The 24,279-nt window shown below is 37.5% G+C and carries 25 protein-coding genes; 2 read left to right on the top strand and 23 right to left on the bottom strand.

Annotated elements, in window-relative coordinates; translation table 11 throughout:
• Nucleotides 1-6: 6 nt before the first annotated feature.
• A complete protein-coding gene (locus tag ELX58_RS01985) occupies nucleotides 7-654 on the top strand; it encodes a lysophospholipid acyltransferase family protein (protein WP_133441487.1) in 648 nt (215 codons plus the stop codon).
• 56 nt (nucleotides 655-710) lie between these two features.
• Here the strand turns inward: ELX58_RS01985 and ELX58_RS01980 are convergent, their stop codons facing one another.
• The 13 genes from ELX58_RS01980 to rpsO form a co-directional block, all read right to left on the bottom strand.
• Nucleotides 711-929: a YneF family protein gene (locus ELX58_RS01980; protein ID WP_133441486.1), complete on the bottom strand. Its 219-nt coding sequence runs from the start codon at nucleotides 927-929 to the stop codon at nucleotides 711-713.
• 59 nt (nucleotides 930-988) lie between these two features.
• A complete protein-coding gene (locus ELX58_RS01975; RefSeq protein ID WP_133441485.1) occupies nucleotides 989-1,234 on the bottom strand; it encodes a DUF896 domain-containing protein in 246 nt (81 codons plus the stop codon).
• Nucleotides 1,235-1,252: 18 nt separating this feature from the next.
• Nucleotides 1,253-1,639 (bottom strand): hypothetical protein, encoded by a 387-nt coding sequence (locus ELX58_RS01970; protein ID WP_133441484.1) that lies wholly within the window; start codon nucleotides 1,637-1,639, stop codon nucleotides 1,253-1,255.
• Between the two features lie 25 nt (nucleotides 1,640-1,664).
• Entirely contained in the window at nucleotides 1,665-2,183 is a 519-nt protein-coding gene (locus tag ELX58_RS01965; RefSeq protein ID WP_133441483.1) for an adenine phosphoribosyltransferase, read from the bottom strand.
• Nucleotides 2,184-2,199: 16 nt separating this feature from the next.
• Complete coding sequence (recJ, locus tag ELX58_RS01960) at nucleotides 2,200-4,515, bottom strand: single-stranded-DNA-specific exonuclease RecJ (protein WP_133441482.1); 2,316 nt, start codon at nucleotides 4,513-4,515, stop codon at nucleotides 2,200-2,202.
• A gap of 18 nt (nucleotides 4,516-4,533) precedes the next feature.
• Nucleotides 4,534-5,487 (bottom strand): ribonuclease Z, encoded by a 954-nt coding sequence (gene rnz, locus ELX58_RS01955; RefSeq protein ID WP_133441481.1) that lies wholly within the window; start codon nucleotides 5,485-5,487, stop codon nucleotides 4,534-4,536.
• Between the two features lie 133 nt (nucleotides 5,488-5,620).
• Nucleotides 5,621-6,913, bottom strand: coding sequence for a GTPase ObgE (gene obgE / locus ELX58_RS01950; protein ID WP_133441480.1), 1,293 nt, complete (start codon nucleotides 6,911-6,913; stop codon nucleotides 5,621-5,623).
• Between the two features lie 25 nt (nucleotides 6,914-6,938).
• Complete coding sequence (gene yihA, locus ELX58_RS01945) at nucleotides 6,939-7,532, bottom strand: ribosome biogenesis GTP-binding protein YihA/YsxC (protein ID WP_133441479.1); 594 nt, start codon at nucleotides 7,530-7,532, stop codon at nucleotides 6,939-6,941.
• Between the two features lie 63 nt (nucleotides 7,533-7,595).
• The gene (gene clpX, locus ELX58_RS01940; RefSeq protein ID WP_133441478.1) at nucleotides 7,596-8,876 is read right to left on the bottom strand and encodes an ATP-dependent Clp protease ATP-binding subunit ClpX; all 1,281 of its coding nucleotides are present in this window, start codon (nucleotides 8,874-8,876) and stop codon (nucleotides 7,596-7,598) included.
• 164 nt (nucleotides 8,877-9,040) lie between these two features.
• Nucleotides 9,041-10,372, bottom strand: coding sequence for a trigger factor (gene tig / locus ELX58_RS01935; protein ID WP_133441477.1), 1,332 nt, complete (start codon nucleotides 10,370-10,372; stop codon nucleotides 9,041-9,043).
• Nucleotides 10,373-10,532: 160 nt separating this feature from the next.
• Complete coding sequence (locus tag ELX58_RS01930; protein WP_133441476.1) at nucleotides 10,533-11,459, bottom strand: hypothetical protein; 927 nt, start codon at nucleotides 11,457-11,459, stop codon at nucleotides 10,533-10,535.
• A 5-nt stretch (nucleotides 11,460-11,464) separates the two neighbouring features.
• Entirely contained in the window at nucleotides 11,465-13,150 is a 1,686-nt protein-coding gene (locus tag ELX58_RS01925) for a ribonuclease J (protein ID WP_133441475.1), read from the bottom strand.
• A 165-nt stretch (nucleotides 13,151-13,315) separates the two neighbouring features.
• Nucleotides 13,316-13,582: a 30S ribosomal protein S15 gene (gene rpsO / locus ELX58_RS01920; protein WP_133441474.1), complete on the bottom strand. Its 267-nt coding sequence runs from the start codon at nucleotides 13,580-13,582 to the stop codon at nucleotides 13,316-13,318.
• A gap of 217 nt (nucleotides 13,583-13,799) precedes the next feature.
• Here rpsO and rpsT point away from each other — a divergent pair, with 217 nt between their 5' ends.
• On the top strand, nucleotides 13,800-14,054 hold the full coding sequence (gene rpsT / locus ELX58_RS01915) for a 30S ribosomal protein S20 (protein WP_133441473.1): 255 nt from the start codon (nucleotides 13,800-13,802) through the stop codon (nucleotides 14,052-14,054).
• A 48-nt stretch (nucleotides 14,055-14,102) separates the two neighbouring features.
• Here the strand turns inward: rpsT and holA are convergent, their stop codons facing one another.
• The 10 genes from holA to typA form a co-directional block, all read right to left on the bottom strand.
• The gene (holA, locus tag ELX58_RS01910) at nucleotides 14,103-15,137 is read right to left on the bottom strand and encodes a DNA polymerase III subunit delta (protein WP_133441472.1); all 1,035 of its coding nucleotides are present in this window, start codon (nucleotides 15,135-15,137) and stop codon (nucleotides 14,103-14,105) included.
• Nucleotides 15,138-15,152: 15 nt separating this feature from the next.
• Nucleotides 15,153-17,171 (bottom strand): DNA internalization-related competence protein ComEC/Rec2, encoded by a 2,019-nt coding sequence (locus tag ELX58_RS01905; protein WP_162614593.1) that lies wholly within the window; start codon nucleotides 17,169-17,171, stop codon nucleotides 15,153-15,155.
• 200 nt (nucleotides 17,172-17,371) lie between these two features.
• Nucleotides 17,372-17,857: a ComE operon protein 2 gene (locus ELX58_RS01900; protein WP_133441470.1), complete on the bottom strand. Its 486-nt coding sequence runs from the start codon at nucleotides 17,855-17,857 to the stop codon at nucleotides 17,372-17,374.
• A 44-nt stretch (nucleotides 17,858-17,901) separates the two neighbouring features.
• On the bottom strand, nucleotides 17,902-18,573 hold the full coding sequence (locus ELX58_RS01895; RefSeq protein WP_133441469.1) for a helix-hairpin-helix domain-containing protein: 672 nt from the start codon (nucleotides 18,571-18,573) through the stop codon (nucleotides 17,902-17,904).
• Between the two features lie 93 nt (nucleotides 18,574-18,666).
• On the bottom strand, nucleotides 18,667-19,716 hold the full coding sequence (locus tag ELX58_RS01890; protein WP_133441468.1) for a SepM family pheromone-processing serine protease: 1,050 nt from the start codon (nucleotides 19,714-19,716) through the stop codon (nucleotides 18,667-18,669).
• Entirely contained in the window at nucleotides 19,706-20,194 is a 489-nt protein-coding gene (gene coaD, locus ELX58_RS01885) for a pantetheine-phosphate adenylyltransferase (protein WP_133441467.1), read from the bottom strand. The genes ELX58_RS01890 and coaD overlap by 11 nt, the downstream gene beginning before the upstream one ends.
• 1 nt (nucleotide 20,195) lies before the next feature.
• Nucleotides 20,196-20,753, bottom strand: a complete 558-nt coding sequence (gene rsmD, locus ELX58_RS01880) for a 16S rRNA (guanine(966)-N(2))-methyltransferase RsmD (protein WP_133441466.1) — start codon at nucleotides 20,751-20,753, stop codon at nucleotides 20,196-20,198.
• A 2-nt stretch (nucleotides 20,754-20,755) separates the two neighbouring features.
• Complete coding sequence (locus ELX58_RS01875) at nucleotides 20,756-21,028, bottom strand: DUF2129 domain-containing protein (RefSeq protein WP_162614592.1); 273 nt, start codon at nucleotides 21,026-21,028, stop codon at nucleotides 20,756-20,758.
• A gap of 6 nt (nucleotides 21,029-21,034) precedes the next feature.
• Entirely contained in the window at nucleotides 21,035-22,264 is a 1,230-nt protein-coding gene (locus ELX58_RS01870; protein WP_133441464.1) for an FtsW/RodA/SpoVE family cell cycle protein, read from the bottom strand.
• A gap of 120 nt (nucleotides 22,265-22,384) precedes the next feature.
• Complete coding sequence (gene typA / locus ELX58_RS01865; protein WP_133441463.1) at nucleotides 22,385-24,232, bottom strand: translational GTPase TypA; 1,848 nt, start codon at nucleotides 24,230-24,232, stop codon at nucleotides 22,385-22,387.
• Nucleotides 24,233-24,279 lie beyond the last annotated feature (47 nt).

Genomic DNA, 24,279 nt, shown 5'->3' with positions numbered 1-24,279 from the left:
TACTAATTGCTTTATCCATTTCTAAGAAAACTCGCTCGATCAATCGTCCATTTAATTAACGGTAAAATTGACGTAAGAAACCATGAATTAATTCCAAAGGGAAATTATATTTTAATTGCACCCCATCGGACTTGGTTAGATATCATTATGCTAGCTTTAGCCGCCAGTCCAAAAGGTTCACCAAAGGATTTTGGCTTCCTAGCTAAGAAAGAACTTTATAAGAGCAAAGTCCTTAAATACATCTTAACTAAGTGTCACGGCATCCCCGTCAACCGTGAAAATCCTGGGCCGTCAGTCATCATTAGACCAGTTCAGCTTTTAAAAAAGACTAATCTGTCGTTTATGATTTTTCCGTCCGGAAGCCGTCATTCTAGCAAGGCTAAAAGCGGTGCCGCATTAATTGCTCAATTATCAGGATTACCTTTAGAACCAGCTGTCTATCAAGGTCCGTTAACTCTTAAGCAGTTATTTTCATCCCATCGAACGACCCACGTTGCGTTTGGTAAACCAATCTACGTCAGTCGAAAATTAAAGTTAAATAGTAAAGCAGGTCAACAAGCAATTGATCAAAAGATGCAGGATGCTTTTAACACACTAGATAAGTCACTCAACCCTAATTTCCATTATTCGGATGAATACTTAAAAAATAAATAAAGCTAATTAAAATAAAATTAAAAGGCAACATAGAAATATTATGTCGCCTTTTCTTTTTAATAATTTTGATGATTTTTCATAGTGTTCATCATTTGACGTAATTTCTTCTTAGAAGGACGACGTCCCATCTGAGACATCATTAAACTCAACTGAGTTTCGTTAATTGGCGGATTATTCTTTAAGTAGGTCTTCATGTATTTACGAGCAGCATAAAAGCCAACAACAATTCCACCTAAGAAAAATACAATAATTAGTAAAATCCAAAGCCACGTCATCGTAACGCCTCCCTTTACTTTAATTATAATGAATTAATTCGTTTATTACGATCCTCTACTTATTTACGCCAGCCATGTTCTCGCTGAATCTTTTTAACTTTATCTGACGTAACGTCATTCCCGTTCTGATCAATGAATTTGGTGTGAATAAGTCGACTTCTTAAGTTAGCACGAAAACGCGTGATGTACTTTAACCGCAGGTGTTTCTGTTCTTTTTTCTCACTTGAGGTTAAATTCCGTTTCTTTTCAATTTCAGCTAACTGATTAATTCTTGGAAGTAAACTGTCAAGATATTTATCTGACATGGAATCACTCCTTTATTTTTATTTACGATTACCTAAATAGTGAAATGTCCGATCTCTACCGTGGGTATACAGTGCATAAGCTCGAGTCGTTTCATCTAAAAACGTGATGACGATACATGGTGTTCCCCATGGCGAATACGCCCAGAAGACGGAATCAATGGCATTGTACGGACTATTCGGATGAAGATGATAACCAATCCGATCGTCCCAGATAACGCCATTGGTGTCTAACCAATCTTCAGCGATTCCGGCTTTTACCTGGGCCATTAATTCACTGTTATCAGTAATTAATTCTTTTAACCGGGACCAATCAAGTTGCCAGTCATGGTAATGATGGTCACAGGCATAAAAATTTTTCTTTTTAAATACCCGTAATTTTACTGGATGCAGATCAGAAATCTTCATAACTAATCAACACCTTTGATTAAGATTAATATTTAATTAAACTCATGGTATCAACGTCACCAATCTTATTACGGCCCTTCAAAGCGGACAATTCAATAATAAAACCGGCGCCAACAACGTTACCCTTAAGTTGTTTAACCAATTTAGCGGTAGCAGAATAAGTACCACCAGTAGCCAATAAATCATCAAGGATAACAACTCGATCGCCAGGCTTAATGGCTTTCTTTTCCATGTATAACGTTGATTTACCATATTCCAAACCATAGGAAGCTGAAACGGTGGCCGTCGGTAATTTGCCTTTTTTACGGGCTGGAACAAAACCAATTCCTAATTTATAAGCAACGGGACTTCCCACGATAAAACCTCGGGCTTCAGGAGCTGCAATTAAATTAGCGTGTTCCTTTTTAGCAAAGGCAGCAAGCCGATTAGTAGCTTCACGAAAAGCGTCTGGATTTTCAATTAATGGTGAAATATCACGAAATAAAATGCCTTTCTTAGGAAAATCCTTATAAGAACTAATGTACTTAGTTAAATCAACAGCCATTAAAATTAACTCCCTTTTAGTCAGTAATTAACTGACAAACATAATGAATCAACTGACTAGAACTTACACCCAACAATCGTTTTTCAACATCAATTTCATCTAGTCTCGAACGATATGCCGGTGCATTTTGTAATGAACGTTTTTGTGGATTTTTAATTGGATTCATTATCCCATTTTTAATCGATATGAAATGAAGTTCATAAAAGACCTTAATCATAAAAATTAAGATATCATACGGAACTTGTAAGTAAGACGCCAGCAATTTTGACTGGTGTCGGACATCAACATCTTGATGCGTACATTCAAACTTAAATAAACGAATGTATTGATCCTTTGTCGGCATCCCATAATTAATTGCTGGACGTTTACGGTATAAATATAACGTCAATTGGTGAACATTCAGTTTTTTGATTAACGAAACAAATTGCTTAATGTTGTCTGGACAATCAACAAGTATAATATTATCAAACTGATCTCGCGGCGACAAATTTTTAGCCAATTTAAATTTAGAACCATTATTTAAATATCCATGAATTAATTTAGCTAAATCCGAATGAAAGAATACATACACCGTTGATGGCCTAAACATATTTTGCGTAAGATAACGGCTTCGTCGATCAATAACTCGTATCCCCGTCACCATAATATCCTTAGCCACTAACTGAAAAGTCTTTCGGTTCCGCCAAACGTTTAAACCGATCGATCCGACAACATTAACCTGATACGGCATTGCTTTAAGTGTATTTGCCATCGGTCCTTGCTTAAACGCAACGACATTCAGTTTACTATTTTTACCACAAGCCTTAAAACGTAAATGCTGATTTGTCTTACCCATCTGGAAAACACCGTTAACGACGTCTGGACGGATCTCAAAATTAGGTTGCAGATTGTTGGTACCGAACGGTCCTAATCGCCTTAATTGATAATACAATGACGAATTAACGTCTTGAATTGGAATTACCGCATCAATATTTAAATTTGGTTTAGACAAGCGATTTAACTGTTGGTATTTACCGCTTAATTCTAAAGCTTTCGATACGGCTACTAACTGATTTTTACCGACCGTTAAGCCACAGGCCATACTGTGGCCACCAAATGATACCATTTCATCCTTAACTGTGTTTAGCGCACCAAAAAGGTTAAATCCTTTAACACTGCGTCCGGATCCCTTAGCCTGTTTCTTATTAGGATCATAATCCAGAACTAGCGATGGTTTATGAAACTTCTCAACTAATCGGCTGGCAACGATCCCAACGACACCCTGATGCCAGTGCTCACCAACGATCATTAACGTTCGTCGACGACGATTTTCAGGTCGATTGGCAATTTGAATTGCTTCAGTCGAGATCTTGGCCACCAGTTGTTTTCGTTTCTGGTTCTGATTTTCAACAAATTTAGCTAGATGAACGGCGCGATCAGGATCCAAAGTGGTTAAGAGCTCAACACCAACATTTGCGTCGCCCATTCGGCCCAAAGCGTTAAGTCTGGGAGCAATTCCAAAACTAATGCTTTGTTCGTTAAGGCTCTTCAGATTAATTCCAGCAGTTTTAATCAACGCTTGAAGTCCCGGTCGTGACGAAATTTTAATTGATTTTAAGCCAAACTTTACAATCGCTCGATTTTCATCGGTTAACGAGACCATATCAGCAACTGTACCAATGGCCGCTAAATCTAATTTATCCTGAGGAATTTCACCTGTTAAGGCCGTTGCGACTTTTAAAGCAACACCAGCACCACAAAGATCACTAAACGGATAATGACCCCCTGGAAAGCGGGCTTGAATAATGGCGTATGCATCCGGTAACGGGTCAGGTAATCCATGATGATCCGTTATAATCACGTCACAACCTAATTTATTAGCCAAAGCGATTGCGGTATGTCCCGCAACACCGTTATCTACGGTAATAATTAACTTAGTCCCGTTTTTAATAATCCTTCGGTATGCATCTGGATTAGGGCCGTAACCATCACGAAACCGATTTGGGATGTAATAATCGACATTGGCACCCAATTCTTGAAGGGTTTCGTACATTATCGATGTACTCGTGATCCCATCAGCATCGTAATCACCATAAATGGTGATTTTTTCAGAATTTTCAATTGCTTTTTCAATCCGGGTAATGCCCTTTTTCATATCATGCATCAAAAAAGGATCATGAAAATCCTCTGGCGACGGTGATAAGAAATGACGAATCGAGTCGACATCACGATAACCTCGCTGAAAAAGAATTTTGACTAAAATCGGGTTGATTTTTAATTCCTTAGCAAATTTCTGAACCTGGTCCGGATGATTAGAATGAATTAATTTCCAGTTAAATCTAGCGGATTGCATTAAATTCTTCCCTAATAATTACTTTTTGGAAATAACGTAGTCGTGTTTATTAAACGGAACGTTAATCATATCAAAATCGTTAACCACACGGGTATTACGGAAGACTTTCTGAGCCTGCTTCTGTAAAACTCGATTCATATGGCCGGTATAACGAGCTGAAATGTGAGTTAAGATCAAACGTTTTACGTGAGCACGTTTAGCTAACTCTGCAGCCTGAACGTTTGTTGAATGGTAATAGTCATGGGCTAATTTACTGTCTTCTGCAGCAAACGTACTTTCATGCACCAACACGTCAGCATTTTTAGCTAAGCCATATGAATGGTTGTTCTTCCGGGTATCACCAAGGATCGCAATGATTCGACCCTTTACCGATGGCCCTAAGTAATCTTTACCGTTGATTTTTCGGCCATCTTTTAGCTGAACCGTTTTACCCTGTTTTAACTGTCCATAAATTGGACCCGACGGAACGTGATCCCGCTTAAGTTTATTGACCAAGAGCTGGCCAGGATGATCGTGTTCGACCACTCGATAACCGAACGAAGTAATGCCATGATCCAACGTATCCATATAGACCGTAAACTTATTATTTTCCATGATCTTACCGGGTTTGGTTAATTCAACAAAATTGATGTGGTAAGCAAGTTTAGTCTGAGAAACACCTAGGCTCACGCAGACGTACTTTTTGATCCCTTTCGGTCCGTATATCGTAAGCGGTGTATTACCGCCTTGAAATGACCGACTACTCAATAATCCTGGTAATCCAAAGATATGGTCACCATGCAGATGAGTAATAAAAATTTTGTTGATCTTTCGGGGCTTTAAATTCGATCGAAGGATTTGCTGCTGGGTACCTTCACCACAATCAAATAACCAGACAGAATTACATTCGTCTAGTAATCGTAATGCAGTACAAGCAACATTTCGGAATTTACCTGGAACTCCTGATCCGGTACCTAAGAATTCTAATTTCATATGTTTCTCGATTCCTTTATCTTATCTACTAGTAAAATCGCAGGTTCAATTATATCATACTGACTTAGCGTTTTTAGATTACCAAAAGTAAAAGCCTGGATTTAACCAGGCTATTTGTTTTATCAAACTTAATTTAATTTTGGAAAGTAAACGCATGACCTTGAATTAAGATGGTGTCACCGTTTTTGGCACCAGCTTTACGCAATGCTTTATCAACACCCATTCCTTTCGCTTTTTTGGCAAAACGAATCAGGCTTTGCATATGCGTTGTATCAGTCATATCGAATAACTTATTAATTTTCGGTCCACTTACGACCCAGTTGCCATCACGGTTGCGCTTAACGGTAAATGGTGGCTGTTCCCTAAACTTATGAATAACTTTCGGCTTTGGTGAAGCAACATCCGTAATTGGGAAACGAGGTGTCGTTTCAAGCAACTTAGCGGTTGCACGAATCAAATGCTTGAGGCCACGATGGGTAACCGATGAAATTGGAATAATTTCACGATTCGGTAAATCAGATTTAGCCAAGGTTTCCTTAAATTTCTTTAAATTAGCCTTAGACTGTGGCATATCCATTTTACTAGCAACGATAATTTGCGGTCGCTTAAGCAAATTCGGATCATAATCCTTAAGTTCTTGGTTAATCTGATAATAATCCTTAAACGTATCTCGAACTTCTATCCCACTCATGTCAACTAAATGAAGTAAAACTCGGGTTCGTTCAATATGTCGAAGGAATTTAAAACCAAGGCCAACTCCTTTTGAAGCCCCCTTAATTAACCCTGGCATATCAGCAATTGCAAAATCACGACCGTCCGGTAATTTAACCATCCCTAAATTAGGAACCAATGTTGTGAAGTGGTAACCCGCAATCTTGGGATTAGCACTGGTAATTGCTGACAATAAAGTTGATTTACCAACGGAAGGAAAACCAACTAAACCAACGTCAGCAAGCATCTTTAATTCAAGACGAATATTACGATGTTGACCAGGTTCACCATTTTCGGCAATTTCAGGGGCCGGATTCTTAGCACTCGCAAAATGAATGTTACCACGGCCACCACGACCGCCTTTAGCTAATACACAAGAATCATTCGGGTGAACTAGATCACAAATGGGCTCATTCGTGTCATTATCATAGATTGTGGTGCCTGCTGGAACTCGAATTACAGCATCATGGGCGCTTCGGCCATGCATTCGTTTCGGCATTCCATTGCCACCACTTGGAGCTTTAAACGTATCGTTATAATGAAAGTCCATTAATGTGTTAAGACCTTCATCTACTTTAGCGACCACGTCACCACCGTGGCCACCATCACCTCCGGAAGGTCCACCAAATTGGACGAATTTTTCCCTTCGGAAGGCAACAATACCATTACCACCGTTACCGGCTTCAACTTTTACTTTAGCTTCATCTTTAAACACATTAATTCCTCACTTTAATAACGATTTATAACTTGGCGACCTTGGTAATCCATTGCCAAATTCGATGCTGGCCAATCTTTTTACTAGCAGAAAATAAAGCTAATGATGAATCATTGATTGCCATTGCGTTTTTCACGAATTTCGCTTCGCGGTTCCATTGACTATGTTTGACCTTATCCATCTTAGTAGCAACTACTAAGGTTGGAATCTGGTAGTAATTTAACCAGGTCTTCATCTGCGTATCTAATTTTGATGGCCAGCGACGACCGTCAACCAAAAGAATAACACCAGATAATTCATGACGCTTGGTTAAATACGTATCGATCATATTGGCCCACGTTTCCCGTTGTTCTTTTGGGACTTTGGCATAACCATACCCGGGAATATCAACTAGATATAACTGATCATTAACATTATAAAAATTAAGCGTCTGAGTCTTCCCAGGCTGTTTTGAGGTATGGGCATAATTCTTTCGGTTCATCAAGACATCGGTAAGTGACGACTTACCAACGTTTGATCGACCAACAAAAGCGATTTCAGGATACCGTTTTCGTGGATATTGCTTAGGTTCAACGGCACTGATTTCTAAATTCACAGATTTAACGTCTGTAGTATCCATAATTATCCACTTCTTTAGTTTAACAAAAAAGTAGGTTAATTAACCTACTTTCATTTCGTTAATTTATTTATTTTTCTTTAAAACTAACTTCGGCTTAGTATGTCGGTTAACTGTCGATGGTGTAATGATAACTTCAGCGACATCATCACGACTTGGTAAGTCAAACATAATATCACGCATCGTATCTTCGATGATGGATCGTAAGCCACGAGCACCGGTATGGCGTTTGATAGCTAACTTAGCAATTGCTCTTAAAGCTGACTTCTGAAAATGAAGCTTAGCGCCATCAAATGAAATCAACTTTTGATACTGCTTAACCAAGGCATCCTTAGGTTCAGTCAGAACTTTAATCAAATCAGATTCATCTAGCTTATTTAAACCGGTTAAAATCGGTAAACGACCAACGAATTCTGGAATTAAACCAAACGATACTAAATCTTGAGGAATAACGTGCTGCATAACGTTTCGGTCGGTAATCTTAGCTTTACGGCCGGTCTTAGAACTTCCTGATTTCGGATTAAAACCGATCGTGTAATCACCTAATCGACGTTTAACGATGTCCTGAATGCCTTCAAAGGCACCACCGACGATGAACAGAATATTACTCGTATCAATCTGAATAAACTTCTGCTGCGGGTTTTTACGACCACCATTCGGTGGAACGTTAGCGATCGTACCTTCTAAGATCTTCAGTAATGACTGCTGAACACCTTCACCAGATACATCACGTGTGATTGATACGTTATTAGAAGTTCTAGCAATCTTATCAATTTCATCAATATAAATGATGCCGTGTTCAGCCTTCTTGATGTTGTAATGCGCATTCTGAATTAACTTTAACAGAATGTTTTCAACATCTTCACCAACGTAACCAGCTTGAGTAAGTGTAGTTGCATCGGCAATTGCAAAGGGTACGTTTAAGATCTTGGCTAACGTTTGAGCAATATAAGTTTTACCAGATCCAGTTGGCCCGACCATTACGATATTACTCTTTTTGATCTGGGTATCACCGGGCTTTAAATGAGCTAAATCACGGATTTGCTGATAATGATTATATACGGCAACCGCCAACGTCTTTTTAGCTTCATCCTGGCCAATTACATACTCATCTAATTTATCAACGATCTGAGCCGGGGTTAAAATCTTATGATTTTTAGCCTCTTCACCCTTCTTCGAATCAACTACTTCATTTTCAGCAGCTTCTTCATCCAGAATGTGTTTGCAAAGATCAACACATTCATTACAGATGTAGACACCGGGACCTGCGATTATCTTTTTAACCTGATCTTCGGTTTTCCCACAAAATGAGCAGGTGATGGGGCCTTTATCAGTATTTTTACGCAAATTAATCACCCCTTAAATAGTTCAAGCAATTATTGGATTGCTTAAAAACTATAACATAATTTCGTTAACACATTAACTAATTCAACTTTCAATTCATTGAACAAAAGGATCCAATTTAACCAACCGTTAAAATGGATCCCTTACTCATAAGTTTTGTGAGTTAATTACTTTTTGCTTGCTTTAGATGATTTTTTATCATCTTTAAAGTAAGACTTAGGTTCTTGCTTTGCTGACTTAGTAATCATCTGAACTGCTTTTTCGATAGCAATATCATGGTTAAGCATGTCAGGAGTTAAAGCACTACGAACAGAACTTGCTTTCATACCATAAGTCTTGGCAAGGTTCTTAATTTCTTTATCACGGTCAGCCTTAGTAGGGTTAATCTTTTCAGCTTTAACGATGGCTTCTAATACTAAGTTAGTCTTAACACGACGGCTAGCACCATTTGCGAACTGTTTCTTTAAATCAGCTTCAGTAGTACCAGTTAACTTGTAATAAGTCTGAGCGTTGATACCCTGCTGCTGCATGTTAGCTAAGTACTGGTCCATCTGACGACGGGTATCTTCTTTCATCATAACTTTAGGAATGGACTTTACAGTAGCGTTATCAACAGCTTTACCAATGGCTTCATCTTCTAAAGCGTTCTTGGCGTTGGAAGCTTTACGGTTCTTAAGCTGTTTCTTGATCTTATCCTTTAATTCGTCTAAGGTGTCAACATCTTCATCAACATCCTTAGCGAATTCATCGTTTAACTTAGGTAACTGTTCTTCCTTGACTTCGTGCATCGTAACTTTGAAGGTAGCCTTCTTGTTACGTAACTGCTTAGCCTGGTAATTCTTTGGGAAGGTTACGTTAACGTCAACCTTGTCGCCATCTTTGTGACCAACTAACTGGTCTTCAAAATTACCAACGAAAGAATGAGAGCCTAACTTCAAGCTGTAGTTAGTGGCTTTCCCGCCCTTAAATGGCTTACCGTCAATGTAACCAGCAAAGTCAATAATTACAGTATCACCTTTAGCAGCAGGACCCTGCTTTAATACTAATTCAGCCTGGTCATGACGCTTACGGTTTAATTCAGAATCAACATCTTTCTTGTAAACACGAGTATCCTGTTTGTGAACTGGAACACCCTTGTAATCACCTAACTTAACGCTAGGTTCAACAGTAACCGTGGCTTCTAATACCCATGGTTTGCCCTTAGCTAAAGATTTGATGTTTAAGCGAGGCTGATCAACTGGTCGAACCTTAGCTTCTTTCAAAGCTGCTGGGTAAACTTCTGGTAAAAGAATGTTTAATGCATCCTGATATAATGCTTCTTCACCATACATGGCATCGAAGATTGATCGGGATACCTTACCCTTACGGAAGCCAGGTAACGTGATGTTCTTCTTGTTCTTGGCAAAGGCTTTGTCTAAGCCTTCCTTAATTTTATCGGTACTAATACTAAAGGTTAATTTACCAACATTAGTACCAGTCTTTTCCCATTTTGCTGACATAATGTTCCCTCCGATATTTCTAACATTAATTTTGTCGTGAGTTTTACGTTAATAATTTTAACGTAATGATTGCTAAATGTAAATGTTTAAGGAAGTTTAGGGATTTAGATATGAAAAAGTCCTGAAATAGACATTGCAATTTCAAGACTTTATTTCATAATTATTTAATTAAATTTTTGGTTAATTGATCTAATTTAACCTGTAAATAATAAATTTGTTTAATTTTTAAATTTTTAAATTCAGGCTGTTTTCCCTGCATTCTTAATACAGCGATTCTCACCCATAACTGTGGATCCTTGATTTCTCGATCATTAAATGGGTATAAGTAAGATAATCCTAAACGTAGATTTTGCTTAAGCGCTAACGTCTGCTGAGGATCATGATAATATCTATCGTTAACGACCTTAATAACCTGATGATAGCTCCGGGTATCGGTTACAGCCTGTAAATCACCGACGTTAATCAAGTATACCTGATCATTAATCCATCGATACTTAATTTTAATCTCAAGATCCATTTTGCGAAGCGCATCCAAAATACTTAGACGCATAATCGGTACCAAAAACGGATCAACCAACAACGTTTTTGAAATTTTCAAAAACGTTTTAAGGGGAAGCTTCTGTGACTTCCGGAAAACAATTCGTTGCTGGATCAAACTAAAATTAGATAAATGATAAAAGCGCTTTGCCAATCGCTTTACTAATTTAGTCTGATCATCAAAAGTTGCTTCCTGATAAATTATCTGTTGATTCAAACGGGTCTTTAACGGGCTCGCTTTGAACGACGCAACGATCTCTCGACAGATAATAAACTCGTGATTCTTTAACAAAACGTTGACCATAAGCTTAATTAATTTATCCTGCGTCGTGTATGAATTAACGTCAGATAATAAGACTTGTTCAGCATCTTGATACGATTTCTGTCGATATAAACAAGCCACCAACAAGTGATTAACGTCATCATTCTTAGTGATCAGGTCAAGTGATACTAACTTATCAATCGCTAATTTATAGTGCCCTCGTGAATAATCATCACGAGCACTTAAATATTTTTTAAATGCTTGCTGATTCGACCAAGGTTCTTTCATGAAGTTTAATCAGATTCCTTATTAACATGATTAATTTCCATAATTACTGGCATAATTACAGGGTGATGAGTCGTTGCCTTGTATAGATAATTACTCAAGACATCGCGAATGTCTTTCTTAAGATAACTCCAGTCATACTGACCATTGCTTAAATCCTTTTGAACAATGTGCTTAACTAATTGAGCACTCTTGTTCATTAAAGCCCTGTTCAAACTGACGTAGATAAAGCCACGTGATTTGATCTGGGGGTCAGCAACGACTTTACCCGTCTTATGATCAATCGTAACGACGGCAATAAAGATCCCGTCTTCAGATAAGACTTTACGATCACGTAACACAATATTACCAACGTCACCAACGCCACTGCCATCAACAATGGTATCACCAGCAGGGACTGACTTACCATAATTCATTCGGTGGCCGTTATAAACTAGCGTGCTACCTTTAGACGGTGTAATGATGTGATCCTTTGGAAAGCCCATTTGAATAGCTAATCGCTTATATGCTTTAAGAACTCGATATTCACCTAATACTGGAATTAGGTACTTCGGGTGCAGTAAATCAATGATCATCTGCATATCACGACGACTAGCGTTATCAGTAACGTTAAATTCATCGGTGATCATTCTAAAGATGCCTTCAGCTCGGCAAATAGCATCCTTAGTTTCAGCAACCTGAACTTCCATCGAATGATTAGGTTCGGTCGCAATGATGACTAAATCATTGGGCTTAATATTAACGGAACCGTTCTGTTGACTGGCCATTCTTCTGAGGGCTTTTAGAGATTCTCCCATTTTACCGGTTTCTAAAATAACTAATTTAGATTTATCAATGGAATTAATGTTCTTCGGGTTAACCAGCATCCCTTTTGCTGGTAACGTCAACTGATGATACTTCAGACCGATTATAATCGGTGCTTCTAATCTAGGGTGCATCAAGCAAACTTTACGATGAGCTTTAAAGGCCGCGTTAAAGATCTGTTGGATCCGAAGTAAATTACTGGATTGACAGCCAACGATGATCCGGTTCTTACGGTGGCTAAATAAGTACGTCAGGTACTGATCAATCTTTAATTCAGGCACGTTTTCGTGATAATTTTCAGCATTTGCTGAGTCACTTAATAATGCTAAGACGCCCTTTTTACCAACTTCACCAATTCTAATCAGGTTTGATCGGTAATTCTTGTAAACCGTCGGGTCAAACTTAAAATTACCGGTATAAACGATTTGACCCTCTTTAGTATTCAAGACGATTCCCATCGATCCAGGGATTGAATGCGTAGTATTGAAAAATGTGACGACAACGTCTCGGAAGATAATTTCACTATTAGGATTAATTACATTAAATTTGTTAAATTTACGAGTGGCGCGATGACTGTGGACTAAATGTTCAGCCATAGCGATTGTGAATTTCGATCCAAAGACTGGTACGTTAAATTCTTTTAAGAAATAAGGTAAAGCACCAATTGCTTCTTCATGACCGTGAGTTAAAAAGACACCCACGATTCGATTTCGATTCTGTTTCAAGTAAGTAACGTCGGGAATAATAACGTCAATCCCGAGCATTTCATTTGTAGGGTATCTTAATCCACAATCTAAAATATAAATGCCGCCATTAACGACGACTGCGTATAAATTTTCGCCTTTTTCTCGTATACCCCCAAGTGGGAGAATTTCAACTTTACTTTTCATAGTTCACCCCAGGTATTTTTCTTTAATTTTATTTATCCGAACATGTAATATAGCTAAATACAGTTTAGCATATAATGTTTATTGATCGCACGACTTTACAAAAAAATGCGGAATTACTAAACAGTAATTTCGCATTCATAAAAAATAAATTAAAATTTAATAAAATTAATGACGTAAGCCTAAGCTCTTGGTCAAATTATGATATTTCTTAAAGTTATTGTTACGAAGGTAACGGAGTAAGTTACGACGGTGACCAATCTTCTTCATTAAACCACGAGCAGAAACGTGATCCTTCTTATGGGTCTTGATATGGTTACTAATTTCGTTAATGTTAGCAGTTAATAAAGCAATCTGAACTTCAGTAGAACCAGTATCGCCATCGTGCTGAGCATACTTCTTCATAAGCTTAGCTTTTGTATCTTTACTTAACATAAAATAAATCCACCTTTCAAAAAAGTGCCACGAACTGAGTAATGGGTCAGTGGAATCCCAAGACCAAGTCCGGGTTAAAAATATACAACATTTATAATATACTACGATATGGGTATATTCGCAAGAACTACTGACGAGTGCATTGCATTTTAAGCCACTATTCTGTATAATATTCTTGTTGAATATATGGATAAATTTTCCATATGGAGGTGAAAATATGCCAGTCATCAAATCTGCTATCAAACGTGTTAGAACTAATGCTAACGCTAAGCAGCGTAACGTAGCACAACGAAGCAAGGCTAAGAGCGCCATTAAGAAATTCTTAACAGCTAAAAAAGCTGGCTCTAAGGACTTAGGTGCTTCTTACAAGAGTGCTATCAGTGCTATTGATCGTGCTAAATCAAAAGGCTTAATCAAGGCTAACAAAGCTAAGCGTCAAAAGTCTCATTTAGCTAAGCAATTTAACAAATAATTTTAATCTTAAGTGATTAAATCTATAAATAAAAATAGTCAATCTGACTTATTCAGATTGACTATTTTTTTTAGCAAATTTTAACATAAATAATTCAAAAAGCATTTCAGGCGATTGGTTCGTTGATTTCATCTGAATTTCCATATGGATTAAGCCTAGATCAGCGGCCATTAGCTGTTCCATTGAGAAATTATTGATCAATCTCAACGCAATCTTAATTCGAAACGGATTCGTCTTAAGCATTCTTGATAAACTACCCTGGCTATATCCATATCGATATAAGATCATCACTTGTAACAATAATCTAAATTGATTGACCAAGATCGCGTTAATTTGTAATGATGGCTGACCCTCGATAATTAAATTATGGTATAGCGAAATCGCCTGTGTCGTTCGCTGATATAAAACATCGTTAACTAAATCAAAAACGTTTTGGTTCAACGATTTCGTGACCAGCGTGTCGATAGCCTTTTTAGAAATCACCTTAGTGTTTCGACAATATAGCAGTAATTTCGGTAAATCCCCCATTATTGACGAGAGCTGACCTTCTGTTCGTTGCAACAATAAACTTAAATTACTTGGACTAATTTTGTACCCATGCTTTGTAATGACACTTTGGACAAACCGATTAGTCTGTGCTTCAGAAAAATAATTCAAATTAACCGTGGTTGCCGTATGTTTAACCGTCTTCGTAATCTTTTTACGACCGTCCAGTTTCGAATATGGAGCAAAAAAGACTAAGATCGTTGACGGCATCGGTCGCTTTAAATACTTAACTAATTCATTGATGTGATTCTTATTAACCTTTTGGGCGGGCTTACCAGTCAAAAAATCAGGATTATCCACAAAAATTAAGCGGTGACTGCCTATAAACGGTGTTGATGTAGCATCATTTAAAACGCTGTCTAACTGAACCGTATGCATATCATATTCCGCAAAATTCATGGCTCGTTCGCCATCTGGGATTAACTTAATAAATCGATTCCGGATCAACCGATTTAAATACTCTTGATTACCCAGGATTAAATATATCGATTGAAATTTCTTGTGCGTTAAATCATTAAGCAATTTCTGAATGCCCATAAAGAAGCCCCTTAATTAGTTATTAGTTGACCAATATCCGTTATTACCATGATAATTATACGTTATCATACCATTATTTTGCGTGTTAAAAATTTTAATTCCATGTCTACGTACTAACTGAACTATCTGTGGATCAGGATGATGATAGCGATTATGTCGACCAGCCGAAATAATCGCGACCTGAGGATTAACTCGAGCTAAAAATTCTTGGCCCGTCGACGTTGAGCTACCGTGATGCCCCAATTTTAAAACGTTAGTCCTTAAATTAGGATAATGATGAATAATGTCCGTTTCACCATTTTTATCTAGGTCACCCATAAATAGCCATTGCTTACCACCAAATAATCCATGGAGTACCATTGAATCAGCATTAGTACCCAGTCCACCCGTAAACGGATGAACCACCTTTAGAGTTGTTTGCGGAATTACATCATCATTCTTAACGGGAATTAATTGGGTACGATTCATATACGGACGAATTCGATTCATAAACCGGATATTTTTGTTCATCCCTAACGGAATAAACAAGCGTTTAACGTTCATTTTCTGTAAAAACGCGGGAACATCCCCGCAATGATCCGCATCCTGATGACTAAGGCATAAATTGTCGACTGTGTGGATCCCACGACTATTCAAATAATTAATCGACGTTCTTAATGCCTGATAGTTGGTTGGCTGATGACCAAAATTAAGTTTTCCACCGGTATCAATGATCGTTACCGATCGATTAAATGGCGTTCGAACTAAAAAGCTGTCCCCCTGACCGACATCAAAATAACTTACTTCACCATTCAACGGAAAATGAATTACCGTAAACATCAATAAATATAAACTAAATAACGTCCAAATTAAACGCCAGCTGGGTTTACCAACCATTAATAACGTTATTAAAAACGCAATAATTACTAATCCAGCATTTGGTTTACCAAAATATATGTTCCCCGGCAAATTACTGATAACGTTCAGAAATTTATCAAAGAAATTAAGAAATAAATCAGCAAGTTGTCCCATCACTGTTGAAACATGACTAATGATCGCCCCAATGATTACCACCGGAAAAACAATCACCGAAAACAACGGTAAGATTAATAAATTTGCGGCAATTGTCAAAACGTGCCAGTTATAGATATTAAAGATGATAAACGGAAAGCTCACCATGTTCATAAAAATGGTTTGCTTCCAAAATTGATAGTTACGCGTGAAGATCAACGCAAATGACAAGACATAACTTAATTGACAGCCAAATTGAATTAAGGATTGCGGAGCTATCATCAGGTTAGCCATCAGAGCTAAACTCCAGACATTTAGTGGTGAGATCCTAAAATTCATCGATCGGCTTAGCAGTCCAATTTCCACCATTAAAATCGATCTTAATAATCCGATTGACGATCCAGCAAAAATATAATAAATCGGCAAGAAGCCAAAAATTAATATTCGGTATCGCTCACGAGTTAACCTTAGATGAACCAAAATAAATTCAAGAATCCCCACCAAATAATAGACGTGAAAACCTGAAATACTAAATAAATGAATTAGACCTAGTTGCTTGATCCCACTTAATTCGGGTGATGATTCTTGATCAGTTTCACCCAAAATTAGACTCAATACGTATATCTTTAACGATGGTGGCAGATTCTGCGCTCGAGAAATTAATCGTTGCCTAAATGAATGAATCCAATTTACTAAGTCAATTCCTTCAAGATTCGAAATTTTGTGAATTTGATTAATCTTTAACGAATTAGTTATTCCGGTACTTTGGTAATACCGGTTCGCATCAAACTGGTTAACATTAGTGGGCTTTTCAATGCTGTCAACATCTCCGTTAACCTGCCAAAGTTGCGCATGATGGTTAGTTTTGAGTTCCTTTAACTGTGCTGATGAGTTAATGACCCCGTGAATTAGGATTTTTTGATGAGGATGAATTAATATCCCCGTACCATGAACGTAATTCTCGTTAATCTGTAACTCATCTGGATACACTTTAAGGATTTGCGTTGTTTGTTTAGCGGGACTTAACCTTCGTTGATGTAGCACATAAACATTAGCCCCGCATATCCCAGTGATGATTAACGCCATTAATAAATTCTTAATCAAAAAATTGGGTATTTTTAAGGAATAAATCCGAAATACCCAAATCATCGTTAAAAGAAATCCTAACCAATGACTAATAAAAAAAGTGGCTGTGATTAGCACCCACAATAACGCTGGAAAAAATAATAAGTCCTTTTTAATTACTATTTAGATAGATAGGATTTGAATGGGATTTGTTTGATTGTTTTCATCGTCAATGGAATCTGCTTCAGGTTAATATGCTTCAATTTGATTAAATGCTTAGCATACGGACTATCATGATAATTTCTTAAGTAGTTAATCTCTGTGATGCCGCCTTGAAGTAACATCTTCGTACACTGTAAACATGGAAAGTCAGTTACGTATAACTGAGCGCCATCCATAGATTCACCAAATTTAGCACATTGAACAATGGCATTTTGTTCAGCATGAATTGTTCGAAGACAGTGGCCACCGACCATGTAGCAACCTTTATCCGTACAATGATAGTCACCAGATACAGAACCGTTATAACCTTCAGCAATGATCCGACGATCTTTGACTAAGACCGCACCGACCGAAAGTCGATTACATGTACTTCGGGTCGATAATAAAACGGCTTGAAGCATAAAAAATTGATCCCACGGGATGCGATGATCTTTCTTTACCATATTAATTACCCCTAATTTATTAAGTATTTCTGTTGTTTATTATATCAAAGTGTGACGTGAGCCTTTATATTAGCTAAGAATTTATCTCCGATGCCTGAAATGTTTTTGACATCGTCAATCTTACTAAAGTTACCATGACTCTTTCGATAATCAATAATCTTTTCGGCTCGTTTTTCACCAATTCCGTCAATTGTCTGGAGCTGCTTAACGTCAGCAGTGTTCAAATTAATTTTACCAGAACCATTACTAGAATCGGTAGAATTTGATCCACTCCCGGAATCACCATTATCATTAACGGACTGAGGGATCCCCTTAATTTCACCTTTGACAGGAATATACACAGTCTGTTGATCGATTAATTTTTTAGCTAAATTAATGTGCTTTCGATCTGCTGATGAATTCAAGCCACCCGCTAAATTAACGGCATCGTCAATCCGCATATTATTAGTAAATTGATAAACGCCCGGCCGTTTAACAGCACCTTCGATATCAATAAATTCAGATTGATAATGTCTGTGCATCCCTTCAGACGTTTGATTGGCATGTTGCATGTTATTAGTTGATGACATCTGGCTATTTTGAACCGAATCACTTTGATCACTATGTTGACCTGTCATCATGATAAATAAGGCAATCAACAAAATTCCAATGATCACAAATAACGTAATAATAATTTTTAGCTTATACTCATCAATAATTTCCTTAATCCTATCCATCCATTCACCCCGTTTCTATATATAACATACGAAAAAAATTCGGTTAATTTTGAACAAATTAACCGAATTTCAAATTAATTGATTTTTATATTTTTAAGTTCGAATTAAGTACTTCAATGCCTGATGAAAATTACTAACTGGGACAATTTTCATGTTTGGTGCATACTTATGCGCAGTCCGTTTAGCCAATTCATAATTAGTTAAGTGACCTGGCTCATACTTCAATACTTTTTTAGTTGGCTTGATATACGGAGCAAAGAAGATCGTGGCACCCTGACGTTTAGCTGCAATAATCTTTTTATCAATGCCACCGATTTCACCAACGTCACCTTTTGGATCAATCGTTCCGGTACCCGCAATCTTACGACCCTTAGTTATATTAACGGGCTTAATCTGACTATACATTTGAAGCGTCAACATTAAACCTCCCGAAGGACCGCCAATTTGTTCCGAATTAACGTGAACTGGAATCTTGGTCTTAATGGAATCATCATCGGTTAAGATAACACCAATCCCCCACCGATTACTACCAGGTAAATGTGTTAAGTGGGAAATGGCCCGATGTTCCACATTATTATGAAGATATTGAACCGTAACTTTAGAATGATGGTTGAGATGAGCCAGATATTCTTGATAGCCATAAGCATTATTAAAATGACGACCATTGATTTTAGTAATTACGTCACCCACGTGAATTATGGAATGGAAATGTGACGTTGGCATCACACCCAAGACATAAATCCCGTGATAATTTGGCTTTACAAACCGATGCGCATTTCGATACGCAACGTATTTAGCGTCATTAATCGCACTAGTCATATAAAATTTTTGGATCTTATTATAAGTAGCGTCATTTTGACCACCGGTAACGTTTTGCTCACTCTCAATTGAGTATTTAGGGTTTAATTTTGCCCAAACATAAGTGATTGGATGAACCGGAGCAATTTCAACTGAAGTCAACATTAATTTACCAGGGTATCGACCAAAGTGATGATTAACTTTAACCATATGATTAAGATTATTGGCTTCACCTGGACCCTCAATATAGTCTGGCATTGGCCAAAATAACAGCCATAAAAAGATAAGAACACCAATGATTGCTAGTAACCATTTCGAAAGTTTAGATAGTTTCTTATTCTTCATGATTCTTTTGGACTCGATTCATTGCTTTTAATACATTTTTAGGGACCCAAGCTGAGATATTACCGCCATAGTGAAACGTTTCTTTTAAGATACTCGATGAAATTGCCTGATATTTAGGTCTAGCCAATAAGAAAATCGTTTCAACGTCGGGATCAAGATGGTGATTGATATTTGCGATCGACTGCTCATAGTCTAAGTCACGTGAATTACGTAGACCACGAATTATGATGTGTGAGTCAAAATGTTGAGTTAGTTTAATGGTTAGTCCCTTATCAGGAACCACCTGAACATTTTTCATCGACTGGACGTTAGCTTTAATCAAATTAATTCGCTGTTCTTGAGTAAACATGTATTTCTTGCTCATGTTATTGCCTACGGCAACGATTAATTTGTCAAAAAGCCGATGAGAACGCTTAATCAGATCAATGTGGCCCAGTGTAACCGGGTCAAAACTTCCTGGATATACGGCAATTTTCATTCTAATCCCCTACGTATTGATAAATCGTAATTAACGTGATTCCATACTTTCGTTGCTTTAGTAATCGATAATTTTCAACGTTATCAGATAATTTCACGTTTGTATCAGTTTCACAAATCACTAAGGCATGATGATTAAGAAGATTTAATTTCGACAATGTCCCCAAATCCTTTACCATTTTCTGTAAACGATAAGGTGGATCTAAATACACCAAGTCAAATTTTTGATCCTGCTGCGATAACTTGTGTAATGCCGCACTAGCACTCATTTTATATACCGTAAAGGCTTTCGGGTCACGCGTCAGTTTTACGTTAGCTAAAATCGTTTTGTATGCTCGATACTGACGATCAATCAAGGTTGCATGTGAACAACCCCTTGAAACGGCTTCAATGCCAACATTACCTGATCCAGCAAAAAGATCGAGGAATTTTTGCTGATGGAAATAAGGTCCAATCATATTAAATAATGATTCCTTAACCTTATCCGTTGTAGGTCGAGTTAAGTGACTAGGGACACCCTTAAGCGTTCGTCCACCAAATTTACCAGATATTACTCGCATGATTAGTCGCCTTCCTTAACGGATTCTTTAATCGTCCGATCTGCAAGTTCTTTTGATAAAGCCGATAATGATGAATCATATATCTTTTTAACAAAATTTAGGTGACTAATTCGTTTCTTAATTGGTGATAATTGTGATTTATCTACATACAGAATAACGTAGTGCATTCGTTTTGACACATACTTCAAATCACCATACTTCTTTAAATTAGAAGCCTGTCTCAATGAATATACGTATACGATTAAACTAACGCGATCTTTAATTTTTAACTTCAACTTAATTCACGACTCCTTTACTTGAACGGCAAATTGACGTCGACGCTGAGTTCGATCAATATTAAGAACCAGTCCTAACGCCGCCGACAAAGTTATCATACTGGATCCCCCATAACTTATAAACGGGAATGTAACTCCCGTAATGGGCAATAAGCCGACGACACCACCCATATTAAACAGCATTTCGACCGTCATATAGGTAGCTACTCCATAACAGATCAATGAATAATAAGCATCATGATCACGAATTCCAATTAAAACCGTTCTGGCAACGATGATCCCTAACAGAACCATAATGATAATAATTGCAATTAAACCCAATTCTTCGGCAATTACGGCCATAATAAAGTCGGTATTGGGTTCAGGTAAATAACCGGTCTTTTCGACACTGTTACCCAGGCCAACACCAAAGACACCACCATTACTTTGGGCATAAAAGGAATTCACTAATTGTTTACCAACGTCCTGAGCATGTTGAAACGGCTGTAACCAAGCGACAATTCTTTGATACTGATAATTATTTTGACCAGCTGGAGATAATGCTTTCGGAATATAATAAAATGATACGAAGCTAAGTAATCCAACAATACAGACACAGGATGTTCCAACGGCTTGTTTCCAATTAAATGCCCCACTAGCCATAATCAAGACGATTACAATTGCAGCGTTAATAATTGATCCACCTAAATCAGGCTGAACATAAATAAAGCCGACGATCACAATCGAATATACGATCGGTGGCAACATGGATTTAGCCCATTCTTTTGTTGATCGATGTCGCCAAAACGTTAGCCAGTGAAAGCGATGCAACCCACCATTATCATCTATCAGATACTTATAATTCTTACTCAATTCGTTTGAAATATAAATAATTAGAAATAACTTAGAAAATTCAGACGGTTGCAAACTAAAACCAGCAATAGTAAACCATCCAGCGGCTCCATTAATTGATTGGCCAAAAAATTTTAAGGCAAAAAAAGCAATTAGGAACAATGCCGAAAAGCAGCCAATCACTGTTCTATTCATCAATTTATGAATTCGGATGTGACTGCACCCAACCAATAAAATGATCCCGATAATGACGTATATCAACTGTTTAAGCATAAACTTCAAGGGACTGCTACCAAGATTAGAACTCGCGGAATAGACCATAATAATCCCCGTTGTACACAGGATTAAATATGGCATGACGATCCATAAATCCAAGTTATAAAGATTGTTGATTATCTTTTTCATCTAATCGATTCCTTAATTGTTAGATATAAATATTATAGCATATCCAGAAATTTCAATTGATATGGTACAAAAAAGACGAAGGAATAATTCCTTCGCCTTTTAATATTTTAATTTTAAATTTTAATTATGTTTATGATGCTTAGCAGCCTTCATACGGGCGTTAGTGTTTAGAATTCGCTTACGTAAACGAATGTGGTGTGGAGTAATTTCACATAATTCATCTTCGTTTAAGAATTCTAATGATTCTTCTAAGGATAAGTGCTTAGGAGTTCTGATCTTAGCAGTTTCATCCTTGGCAGCAGCACGAACATTGGTCATTTCTTTACCACGAGTGATATTAACTGAAATATCATTTTCACGGCTACTTTCACCAACGATCATACCTTCATAAACATCGGTACCAGGGTCAGTAAAGATCGTACCACGATGTTCAATACCCATGATAGCATAAGTAGTAGCCTTACCCTGATTAATGGATACTAATGCACCGTTACGACGACCTGGGTGCCAACCTTTGATAACTGGTAAGTACTTGGAGAATGAATGACTCATAATACCATAGCCACGGGTCATGGTCATAAAGTCAGTCGTGTAACCAATTAAGCCACGTGATGGAACTAAGAACTGTAACTGGTTCATTCCAGTACTGGTGTTACCCATCTTCTTCATCTTACCTTTGCGCTGAGATAAAGTACTAATGATGGTACCAGCATATTCTGGCGGTGTTGAAATTTCAACATCTTCGAATGGTTCACATAACTTACCATGAATGTTACGAAGAATAACCTTTGGACGGGATACTTGTAGTTCGTAACCTTGACGACGCATGGTTTCAGCTAAGATGGATAAGTGTAATTCACCACGGCCAGATACTAACCATGCACCAGGGTTATCAGTATCTTCAACCTTTAAAGATACATCAGTATGAAGTTCGCTCATTAAACGATCATGGATCTGACGAGCAGTAACTAATTTACCATCCTGGCCAACAAATGGAGAAGTATTGGCACCAAACGTCATCTGTAAGGTCGGTGGATCAATACGTAACTTCGGTAATGGTTCTTGACAACTTGGATCAACGATCGTTTCACCAACGTTGATATCTTCCATACCGGAAATAGCAATCAAGTCACCAGCTTTGGCTTCTTTAATGTTAACTTTCTTTAAACCAACGAAGCCCATTAACTTAGTGACGGTAAAGTTTTGAGTCTTACCATTTAATTTCATAACGGTAACCTTGTCACCGACTTTGATATGACCACGGAATACACGACCGATACCAATACGACCTAAGAAATCGTTATAATCTAAAATAGCAACTTGGAACTGTAACGGTAAATCAGAGTTATCGATTGGAGTTGGAATGTACTTCAAAATGGTATCGAATAATGGTTTCATCGTGTGCTTCTGAGTAGAAACATCAGGACTGTAACTAGAAGTACCATTCATTGCTGAAGTATAAATAACTGGGAAGTCGATTTGTTCTTCATCGGCACCTAAGTCAATGAATAAGCTCAAAACATCATCGACACACTTCTTAGGGTTAGCACCCTTACGATCAACTTTGTTGATAACAACGATTGGTGTTAAGTGTTGGTCTAATGCTTTCTTTAATACGAAACGGGTTTGTGGCATTGGACCTTCATAAGCATCAACAACTAAAAGAACACCATCAACCATTCGCATAACACGTTCAACTTCACCACCGAAGTCAGCATGTCCTGGCGTATCTAAAATGTTGATTTGCTTACCTTTATATTTAACAGCCGTATTCTTAGATAAAATAGTGATTCCACGTTCACGTTCAATTGGATTATCATCCATTGCACGGTCTTGTAGATGAGTATGCGAAGATATGGTATCCGATTGTGCCAACATCTGGTTAACTAAAGTAGTCTTACCATGATCGACATGGGCAACAATCGCAATATTTCTAATATCTTGTCTTGTCTTCAACAATATCTTCATTCCCTTCAGTCAGATTAATTAAATGAATTACTAAGATCATATTTATC

The organism is Acetilactobacillus jinshanensis (assembly GCF_004359375.1).
Lineage (GTDB): Bacteria > Bacillota > Bacilli > Lactobacillales > Lactobacillaceae > Acetilactobacillus > Acetilactobacillus jinshanensis.
This window is presented reverse-complemented; position numbering and strand designations above follow the sequence as displayed.